General features: G+C 65.5%; 9 protein-coding genes and 1 pseudogene. 5 read left to right on the top strand and 5 right to left on the bottom strand.

Annotation, left to right across the window (positions count from 1 at the left end; all coding sequences use genetic code 11):
• Positions 1–44, top strand: a pseudogene (locus AO684_RS22640) (hypothetical protein); the annotation flags it as partial.
• Positions 45–47: 3 nt separating this feature from the next.
• On the opposite strand, the gene AO684_RS21045 reads toward AO684_RS22640, so the two are convergent.
• Together AO684_RS21045 and AO684_RS21040 are read right to left on the bottom strand one after the other, a co-directional pair.
• A complete protein-coding gene (locus AO684_RS21045) occupies positions 48–1220 on the bottom strand; it encodes an MFS transporter (protein WP_161806041.1) in 1173 nt (390 codons plus the stop codon).
• A 13-nt stretch (positions 1221–1233) separates the two neighbouring features.
• Positions 1234–2613, bottom strand: coding sequence for a four-carbon acid sugar kinase family protein (locus AO684_RS21040; protein WP_054304695.1), 1380 nt, complete (start codon positions 2611–2613; stop codon positions 1234–1236).
• A 121-nt stretch (positions 2614–2734) separates the two neighbouring features.
• On the opposite strand from AO684_RS21040, the gene AO684_RS21035 reads away from it, so the two are divergent.
• From AO684_RS21035 to AO684_RS21020, 4 genes are all read left to right on the top strand, one after another.
• Positions 2735–3562, top strand: a complete 828-nt coding sequence (locus AO684_RS21035; protein ID WP_054304694.1) for a phosphogluconate dehydrogenase C-terminal domain-containing protein — start codon at positions 2735–2737, stop codon at positions 3560–3562.
• A 68-nt stretch (positions 3563–3630) separates the two neighbouring features.
• A complete protein-coding gene (locus tag AO684_RS21030; RefSeq protein ID WP_054304693.1) occupies positions 3631–4605 on the top strand; it encodes a TRAP transporter substrate-binding protein in 975 nt (324 codons plus the stop codon).
• An 87-nt stretch (positions 4606–4692) separates the two neighbouring features.
• Positions 4693–5193 (top strand): TRAP transporter small permease, encoded by a 501-nt coding sequence (locus AO684_RS21025; protein WP_054304692.1) that lies wholly within the window; start codon positions 4693–4695, stop codon positions 5191–5193.
• Positions 5190–6464 carry a TRAP transporter large permease gene (locus tag AO684_RS21020; RefSeq protein ID WP_054304691.1) on the top strand — a complete coding sequence of 425 codons (1275 nt, stop codon included), beginning with the start codon at positions 5190–5192 and terminating at the stop codon, positions 6462–6464. The genes AO684_RS21025 and AO684_RS21020 overlap by 4 nt, the downstream gene beginning before the upstream one ends.
• A gap of 74 nt (positions 6465–6538) precedes the next feature.
• Here the strand turns inward: AO684_RS21020 and hypE are convergent, their stop codons facing one another.
• Genes hypE through AO684_RS21005 form a run of 3 tightly spaced genes read right to left on the bottom strand, consistent with a single transcriptional unit; the run spans position 6539 to position 8972 of the window.
• Positions 6539–7561, bottom strand: coding sequence for a hydrogenase expression/formation protein HypE (hypE, locus tag AO684_RS21015; protein ID WP_054304690.1), 1023 nt, complete (start codon positions 7559–7561; stop codon positions 6539–6541).
• On the bottom strand, positions 7561–8694 hold the full coding sequence (hypD, locus tag AO684_RS21010; RefSeq protein ID WP_054304689.1) for a hydrogenase formation protein HypD: 1134 nt from the start codon (positions 8692–8694) through the stop codon (positions 7561–7563). Before hypD ends, hypE begins: the two co-directional genes overlap by 1 nt.
• Positions 8691–8972, bottom strand: a complete 282-nt coding sequence (locus tag AO684_RS21005; RefSeq protein WP_054304688.1) for a HypC/HybG/HupF family hydrogenase formation chaperone — start codon at positions 8970–8972, stop codon at positions 8691–8693. Before AO684_RS21005 ends, hypD begins: the two co-directional genes overlap by 4 nt.

Raw genomic sequence — 8972 nt, 5'->3', positions numbered from 1 at the left:
CCCGCCCCGAACTTGCGGCTTCGCTGGCGAGGTTTGCGCGCTGAGGTTCAGGGCCCCGACCTGCCAAGACGCGGTGCAAGGGGCAGGGCGGCCAGGCAGCCCAGCAGGGTGACGGCCAGCAGAAGGGTCGTCACCGGCACCAGACCGGCACGCTGGGCCACTGCCCCCGCCAGCAGCACGACCGACGCGGTCACACCGTAGGTGATTGCAGCGTAAAGCGAGGCAAGGCGGCCCTGTGTGGCGGCGCCGGTGCCTTGGGTCAGCAGGATCAGCGACAGCCGGTAGGCCCCGCCTGCGCCTGCACCAATCAGCACAAAGCCTGCGAGGCCGGGCAGATCCTGCCCGGTTGCCGCTGCGATCAGGATAGCGGCCAGACCAAGCGCAATCGACAGCAGGCCCGAGAGCTGCGGCCAAAGCCGCGCCATGCGGGGGCTTGCAAGCTGCACGATCAGGCTGGCCAGCAGCAGCAGCGGAATCCCAAGCGCCTGCACCAACGGCATGCCATGATCCGCGAAATAGCTGGGCAGGAACACGATGGCCGAACTCAGCGCGGACCAGGTGACACAGCCGGTCAGCAGCGGGCGCCAGTTCGCGCGCAGGATCGGGGAAACCGGGTCGAGGTTTGCCGTGCCGGTATGGATGCTCTGCCGGTTCAGAGCGCGCCGCCGCATCAGCAGCAGGGCCAGCGGCAGGCTCAGCGCGATGCAGGCAAGGGCGTGGATGTGAAAGCTGAGCGTGATGGCGCGCGTGCCCGTCAGTTGCAGCACCAGTTCCGAAGCCGAGGTGCCAAGGATCGCCCCGGCCAGATTGCCGGTGGCCGACAGTGCCCGTCCGCCTGCGCCGATGGCTGCAACCACAACCGCTGCCGCCGCGCCGGTGCCAAGCCCGCCTGACAGTCCCTGAAGCGCGCGCCCGGCCAGAATACCCGGCGCCTGTCCGGTGCCCAGCAACAGATCTGCCGCGCAGGCCAGCCCGAGTGACAGCACCAGCATCAGGGGCGCGCGGCTTGCGATGGCGGGGCTCGCCGCCACGAACAGCACCGCGACCAGCGCCCCGACATAAGAGATATAGGTCAGTGTCATGGTCAGGGGCGAGAAGCCCAGAACCTCGCGGTAGACCGGCAGCAGGGGCGTGGGGGTATTGGTTCCCGCCAGCAGCAGGATGAAGGCGCCACCGCCCAGCAGGGCCTGCAGCTTCTGGCCCGGGGGCGTCGCTTGCATGATTTTGGCCCTCTTATCGCGGCCCGCCACCATCGCGGACCCAGCCGAAGAAATCTTCTGCCCCCATCTGCCCGCCCTTCAGCGCGATTTCCAGCCCGTCATGCTGGGATGTGCCATAGCCCTGGCAGATCGCCGCCCCCGGAATGGTGGGCGCGCGGGCCTCCAGCGCCTGCAACCCCAGCCGACGCATCCCGAAGCCCGAGGTGTCGCCGCCCGAGATCACCGCCCGGCGCAGGCCCGATCCGCGCAGGATGCCATCAAGGATGCGGCCAAGCGCATCGCCGATCCGGGCATTGGCTTCGGTCATTGACAGGGACGCGCCGGAAAGGGCTGCGCGGAAATCCGTGACCGTCGGGTCGTCAGGGCCGCGCGCCGAATGAACCAGCGGGCTGGCCCCGCGTGCGGCAGCGGCACAGCCTTCGGCGATCACGCGGGCAATCTGCGCCTCTGCCTCTGCCTCCGGTCCACAGACGCAGGCGGCGGGGAAGGACAGCAGTTCAAAACCTTGCGCCGCTGCGTGATCCAGTTGCCGCGCTGTGGTGGGGGAAACAGAACCGGAAACCGCCGCGATGGCGGAAACCTTTGCCAGCCCCGGCACCGGGGCGGGGCTGGTGATGAGGCCGCTGGCAATCCAGTGCCGGACCAGCGCATACTCGATACCCTGACTGCCGACGGCAAATCCCAGCCGGTCGCGGTTCTCCCAGATCAGTCGCCCGGCGGCGGCCTCCGAATCAGGGGCCATCGCGTCGATGGACAGAACCCGTGCGCCGGTGGCGAGCGCGCGCTCCAGCGCGGTCTGCGGGTCATCGGCCAGCATCTCGAGGTCGATCAGCGCCGCAGGCAGATCGGTCTGCGCCGCCAGATGGCGCAGCAGATCGGCTTCGGCCATCGGGGTGACCGGATGTCGTGCCATTACCGGGTGCCGGTCCAGCCGGAACACCCCGTCCAGCGTGCCCGCGAACAGGTGGCCGAACGCCTGATACCGGCGCATCTGTGGCGCGGCGGTCAGCATGGGCACGGCTGCCGCCGGGCGCACCGACAGCCCGACCCCGATCGCCGCCCCGATCGAGCCGGTCTCGGGCGAAGAATCGAAGGTGGAGCAGGCCTTGTAATGCAGGATCGGCGCACCCAGACGGTGAAGCCAGCCCAACGGCGCGGGCAGGTTTTCCTGCATCCATTCCGGGCTTTCCGTCCGCGCGGTTGAAGCGATGCCGATGGCGCGCGCATGCGGAAAGCGGCGTAGTAGCGCTTCTGACGGGATGTCGGAAAACAGCACGGCAGGTACGCCCGCGAAGGCCAGCACCTCCATCACCGCTGCCGAGCCGGTGAAATCGTCGCCATACCAGGTCAGCCAGGGTGCCTGTTGCGCGGTGTCCAGCACGTCTTCCGACATCGGTTTCCTCCCTTGCCGCGGGGTGTGCCGGGTGGCGACAGCGGCTATTGACTTAATCGTCATATTATTATCTCATCATACCAGTTATGCAAGATGCGCTTGGCGCAGCGGGAGGAACATCATGACGACAGTTGCCTTGTTCGGGGCGGGCGGAAAAATGGGCATCCGTCTGGGCCGCAATCTGGCCAGGACCGATTTCGAGGTGCGCAGCGTCGAGGTTTCGGACATCGGCAAAGACCGCCTGCGCTCTGAGATCGGGGCCGAGGCGGTGGCGCCGGAGGTGGCGATCAAAGGCGCCGATGTGGTGATCCTGGCGGTGCCGGATACGGTGATCGGCAAGGTGGCGAAGGATCTGGTGCCGCAGCTTGACCCCGGCACCATGGTCGTGGTGCTGGACGCGGCGGCGCCCTTCGCGGGCGATCTGCCGGAACGCGCCGACATCACCTATTTCGTGACCCACCCCTGCCATCCGGTTATCTTCAACTACGGCAAGACCGATGCTGAACTGCATGACCATTTCGGTGGCATCGCCGCGCCGCAGGGCGCGGTCAATGCGCTGATGCAGGGTCCGGAAGAACATTATGCGCTGGGCGATTCCATCGCGCGCGCCATCTATGCGCCGGTCAACCGCACCCATCGCTGCACGGTCGAACAGATGGCCTATCTGGAGCCGGGCCTTTCGGAAACCGTCTGTGCCTCGCTGCTGGTTGTAATGCGTCAGGCGATGGACGAGGTGGTCAAGACCGGCGTCTCGCAGGAGTGTGCCCGCGACTTCCTGCTGGGCCATATGAACATCCTCGGCGCGGTGATCTTCGACGAGGTGCAGGGCGTGTTCTCGGACGCCTGCAACAAGGCCATCGAATTCGGTATTCCGGTGCTGATGAAAGATGACTGGAAGCGCGTGTTCGAGCCGGAGGAAATTCTGGCCAGCGTGAAGCGCATCACCTGAACCCATTCCGGGCAGGGGCGCGAGGGGCGCCCCGCCGCAATCAACGGTCATTCCAGGGAGGAACCACCATGACCCGACTGACGACGCTTGCCGTGCTGCTGGCCGGTGCCTCGGCCTTTGCGCTGCCGGCAACCGCCAAGACCTTCAATCTCGCTTTCACCCCGCCGCTGGAAAGCCATTACGGCGACGCGGGCAAGGCGTTCAAGACGAAGATCGAGGAGCTTTCGGGCGGCGATATCGAAATTGCGCTGAAACCGGCAGGCGCGCTGGGCGGCGAGCGGGACGTGATCGAAGGCCTGCAAATCGGCACGGTCGAGCTGACCATCTCGTCCACGGGGCCGATCGGGAATTTCGTGCCGCAGGTCTATGCGCTGGATTTCCCGTTCCTGTTCAAGGACTACGCTTCGGCCCATGCCGTGCTGGACGGCGAGATCGGGCAGGAAATCCTTGCCGATTTCGAACCCGCAGGTCTGGTGGGACTGGCCTGGGCCGAAAACGGCTTTCGCCACATCACCGATTCCAAGCATCCGATCCGCACCCCGGATGATCTGAAGGGCATCAAGCTGCGCACGATGGAAAACGAGGTGCATATCGCTGCCTTCAAGGCGCTGGGTGCCGCGCCGACCCCGATGAGCTGGACCGAGGTTCTGACCTCCCTGCAACAGGGCACCATCGACGGGCAGGAAAACCCGGTGCCGATCATCACTGCGAATAACATGTGGGAAATCCAGAAATATGCCTCGCTGACCGGGCATGTCTATTCCCCGGCGGCCGTGGTGATTTCCAAGATCACCTGGGACGAGCTGTCGCCCGAAGAGCAGGGCTGGATGAAAGAGGCCGCGAAGGCTGCGGCCGAAGCCTCGCGCGCGACCGTGGCGAAGAACGAGACCGCCGGTGTCGAGAAGATGATCGCCAATGGCATGGAGGTCGTGACCGACATCGACAAGGCGGCGTTTGCCGCTGCGGTGCAGCCGGTCTATGACGAATATGCGCCGAAATATTCGCCCGAGCTGATCCAGCGCATTCGTGACGCGCAAAAGTAAACCGATGGCCGGCGCATTCCCGTGATGCGCCGGCGCACGGTTCGGGGGGAGGGCGGCGCAGGCCGCCGCGCATTCTCGGGAGGAGGAATGTTGAAAGCTTTGACGTCTGCGGGCGAGGCTGCCGTGCGCCTGACCCATAATGCCGCAGCCCTGCTGCTGGCGATTGCCACACTTCTTGTCTTTGTTCAGGTCGTTACCCGCTTCGTCCTGGGCGATGCCGCCGTCTGGTCCGAACTGGTGGCGCGCGGCGCGATCATCTGGTCGACCTTCCTTGTCGCGGGGGCGGCATTCCGGGCCGGGACCATGATTCCGATTGATTTCATCCGTTCGCTGCTGCCCGCACCGATCCAGCTTTGGGTCGTCCGGCTGGTCACGCTGCTGACGCTGATCTTTCTGGGTGTTCTGGTCTGGTATGGCATCCTCATGGCCGGGCGGGCGCAGGGCCAGCGGGTCGCGATGCTGGATGTTTCGATGGCGGTCTTTTACGCGGCCATCCCGTTCGGCGCCCTTTGCGCCATTCCAGGTGTCCTGCTGCGGCACCGCGATGCCGAGCGCGGCTCCCTGCATGACGAGGAGATCCACGAATGAACCTTGGTCTTGCCGCGTTCCTGATCCTGTTCTTCGCCCTTTCGGTGCCCGTCGCGGTGTCGATCGGTCTTGCCTCGATCTTCTCGATCCACTTCTTCTCGAACATGCCACTTCTTGTGGTGCCGCAGAAGATGTTCACCGGGCTGGACAGCTTTCCGCTGATGGCGGTGCCGTTTTTCATTCTTGCAGGCGTGATCATGACGCATGGTGGCATCTCGGCCCGGCTGGTCGATTTCGTCAAGGCGCTGGTCGGCGGCGTGCAGGGCGGGCTGGCGAGCTCCTGCGTGCTGACCTGCATGATTTTCGCCGCGATTTCCGGCTCGTCGGTGGCGACGACCTTCGCGGTCGGCTCCATCCTGATCCCGGCAATGGTGCGACATCACTATCCGGTGCCGATGGCTGCCTCCATCCAGGCATCCTCAGCGGAGCTCGGGGTGATCATCCCGCCTTCGGTACCGCTGATCCTTTATGCGGTTTCGACCGAAACCTCGGTGACGCGGCTGTTCCTCGCCGGTCTGCTGCCGGGCCTTCTGGTGGCGGCGGGGCTGGTGATCATGGTCCAGGTCTGGTGCCGTCTCAAGGGGTATGGCCGCGAGGATGGCGACAGCCGCGCGCCGTTGGGGCAGGTCACGCGCCGCGCCTTCGGGGCCCTGATGATGCCGGTCATCATTATCGGCGGCATCTACGGCGGGGTCTTCACCCCGACCGAGGCCGCCGCGGTTTCGGTGATCTATGCGCTGGTCCTGTCGATGTTCGTCTATCGTGAGATCGGGCTGGCCGAGCTGCCTGCCCTGTTCCGCGATGCGGCCCGATCCTCGGGGGCGGTCATGTTCATCATCGCCGCTGCCTCGCTGTTCAGCTTCCTGATCAGCCGCTCGGGCCTTCCCACCGCGGTGGGTGACTGGGCGCAGGGAACGTTCTCGTCGGACATCACCTTCCTGCTGGGCATCAACCTGCTGTTGTTCGTGGTCGGCATGTTCATCGAAACCTCGGCGGCCATTCTGGTTCTGGCCCCGATCCTGACGCCGGTCGCGCTGAGCTTCGGTATCGATCCGGTGCATTTCGGTATCGTCATCGTGGTGAACCTCGCGCTTGGCATGTTCACGCCGCCGCTGGGGGTGAACCTGTTCGCCGCCGCGCAGGTGGCGAAAATCCCGGTGCAGCACATGTTCGGCAGCCTTCTGTGGCCGATCCTTGTGGTGATCGCGGCGCTGATGGTGATTACCTATGTGCCTCTGCTGTCTATCGGGTTTGCCAATTGGGCGATATGAGCGCGCCTGTAGCAAGGTAACGGAAAAGGGGCGCCTCGGGCGCCCCTTTTGCGGAAGCGGAGGACAGATGAGGATCAGCAGATCCTCGGCAGTTGTTCCCCCACCAGCATGTCGACGATCCGCGCGCCGCCGAAGGCCGTGCGCAAGGTCACGCGCCCGGCCTGTCCCTGGCTGGCGCGGCCGATCACGGTGCTGTCGCGCCCTTCGGGCAGGGAGCGCAGGGCCGCCAGCGCCGCCGTTGCCTCGGCCTCGGGACAGAACAGGACCAGCCGTCCCTCGTTCGCCAGATACAGCGGGTCCAGCCCGAGAATCTCGCAAACGCCGACCACCTCGGGGCGCAGGGGCAGGGCGGTTTCCTGTATCTCGACGGCAAGCCCCGCCTCTGCCGCCATTTCATTCAGCGCCGAAGCCAGCCCGCCGCGCGTGCAGTCACGGGCGGCGGAAATCCCCGGTGCGGCGGCGAGGGCGGCCTGCATCAGATGGCCGAGCCCGGCGCAATCGCTTGCCAGATCGGTGGACAGCGCCAGATCGCCACGCGCGGCAAGGATGGCGGCGCCGTGATCGCCCAGCACACCGTTGACAATGACCACATCGCCCGGACGAATGCGCGCGGCCCCTATATCGCGGCCGGGCGGGATAACGCCCACCCCGGCGGTGGTGATGAACACGCCGTCTGCCTTGCCGCGCTCCACCACCTTGGTGTCGCCGGTCACGATCCGCACCCCGGCCTTGTCCGCCTCGGCGGCCATGGTGGCCACGATCCGGCGCAACAGCGCGATTTCGCAGCCTTCCTCGATGATGAAAGCCGCCGAAAGCCAGAGCGGCCTCGCGCCTCCCACCGCCAGATCATTGACCGTGCCGCAGACCGCCAGCTTGCCGATGTCACCGCCCGGAAATTCCAGCGGCGTGACGACGAAACTGTCGGTGGTGAAAGCCAGCCGCGCGCCGGATTCCTGCAAGGCTGTCCCGGTCAGCCGGGCCTGATCCTCGGAGCCGGGCGGCTGAAAGACCGAGGTAAACACCTCGTCGATCAGGTCGCGCATGGCCCGACCGCCGCCGCCATGGGCCATGGTCACATGGGTGTCGCGCAGGGCCATTATTCTGCTGCCCTGATACCGGAATATTGCCAGTAGGCGGCACAGGCCCCTTCGGAGGAGACCATCAGGGCGCCCAGAGGCATTTCCGGGGAGCAGCCGGTGCCGAATTGCGGGCATTGCGGCGGTTTCATCTTGCCGGTCATCACCGCACCGCAGCAACAGCCCTCGATCTCCGGCACATTGCGGCTGGAGGCGGCATAGCCGATACCGAATTTCTCTTCCGCGTCGAAGGCGGCATATTTCGCCCGGATCCGCAGGCCCGAGGCGTCGATCTCGCCCAGACCGCGCCATTCGAAGCTGGGCCGCCGTTCATAGACATCGGCGATCGCTGCCAGAGATACTGGATTGCCGTGTTCCGGCACCACCCGCGCATACTGGTTTTCAATCGCAGCACGGCCTTCGGCGATCTGGGTCAGCACCATGAGAACCGATTGCAGCAGGTCCGTCGGCTCGAACCCTGCGACGACCAGCGGCTTGCCATAGTCGCGGGCAATGAAATCATAGGGATGGACGCCAATGACCATCGAGACATGCCCCGGCCCGATGAAACCGTCGAGCGTCATGTCCGCATCGTCCAGCAAGGCGCGGATCGGCTCCGGCACGGTGATATGGTTGCAGAAGACGCTGAAATTCGTCAGCCCCTCGCGCGCGGCCTGCTGGATCGACAGCGCGGTCGAAGGCGTCGTTGTCTCGAACCCGAGCCCGAAGAACACCACCTCGCGCCCCGGATTGCGCCGCGCCAGTTCCAGCGCATCAAGGGGGCTGTAGACCATGCGGATATCCGCCCCGGCGGATTTCGCCTGCATCAGCGACTTGCGATGCCCCGGCACGCGCATGGCATCGCCGAATGTGGTGAAGATGACACCGGGACGTTCGGCAATCTCAACACATTCATCGACACGCGCCATCGGCAGCACGCAGACAGGGCAGCCGGGGCCATGGATGAACTCGATCCCGTCATGGATCAGCTTGTCCAGCCCGTAGCGGAAAATCGAATGGGTGTGGCCACCGCAGATTTCCATGATGTGTACGGGCCGGTCACGGCTGGCGCCGATGCGGTCGGCCATGCGGGCAATGGCGGAAAGCAGCGCACGGGCTGCCACCGGATCGCGGAATTCAGAGGCGAATTTCATGCCAGCGCCTCCGCCGAAGAGGCCATCTGTTCCAGCGTTTCCTGCGCCTCGCCCAGATCCTGAAGCGCCTGCAAGGTTTTCGCGGCCTCCTCCTCGTCGATCAGGGCCATGGCGAAGCCGACATGGATCAGCGCCCATTGCCCGACCAGCGCCTCAAGGTCATTGCCAGCGACCGGCGCGACATTCACCTCGCGCCGCACGCCCGAAACCTCGGCCATCGCCATCAGACGATCCGCATGCGTGATCGCGACGATCCGCCCCGGAATGCCAAGACACAT

This window comes from Gemmobacter sp. LW-1, assembly GCF_001303875.1.
GTDB classification, from domain to species: domain Bacteria; phylum Pseudomonadota; class Alphaproteobacteria; order Rhodobacterales; family Rhodobacteraceae; genus Gemmobacter; species Gemmobacter caeni.
Note: the sequence above shows the minus strand (reverse complement) of the source record. Positions and strands in the feature narration are given on the sequence as shown.

Excerpts from the sequence above, each read along its gene's own strand:
- AO684_RS21045 (WP_161806041.1), bottom strand. The coding sequence starts at position 1,220 with ATGCAAGCGACGCCCCCGGGCCAGAAGCTGCAGGCCCTGCTGGGCGGT.
- AO684_RS21025 (WP_054304692.1), top strand. The coding sequence starts at position 4,693 with ATGTTGAAAGCTTTGACGTCTGCGGGCGAGGCTGCCGTGCGCCTGACC.
- AO684_RS21020 (WP_054304691.1), top strand. The coding sequence starts at position 5,190 with ATGAACCTTGGTCTTGCCGCGTTCCTGATCCTGTTCTTCGCCCTTTCG.
- AO684_RS21005 (WP_054304688.1), bottom strand. The coding sequence starts at position 8,972 with ATGTGTCTTGGCATTCCGGGGCGGATCGTCGCGATCACGCATGCGGAT.
- hypE (WP_054304690.1), bottom strand. The coding sequence starts at position 7,561 with ATGGCCCTGCGCGACACCCATGTGACCATGGCCCATGGCGGCGGCGGT.
- AO684_RS21040 (WP_054304695.1), bottom strand. The coding sequence starts at position 2,613 with ATGTCGGAAGACGTGCTGGACACCGCGCAACAGGCACCCTGGCTGACC.
- hypD (WP_054304689.1), bottom strand. The coding sequence starts at position 8,694 with ATGAAATTCGCCTCTGAATTCCGCGATCCGGTGGCAGCCCGTGCGCTG.
- AO684_RS21035 (WP_054304694.1), top strand. The coding sequence starts at position 2,735 with ATGACGACAGTTGCCTTGTTCGGGGCGGGCGGAAAAATGGGCATCCGT.
- AO684_RS21030 (WP_054304693.1), top strand. The coding sequence starts at position 3,631 with ATGACCCGACTGACGACGCTTGCCGTGCTGCTGGCCGGTGCCTCGGCC.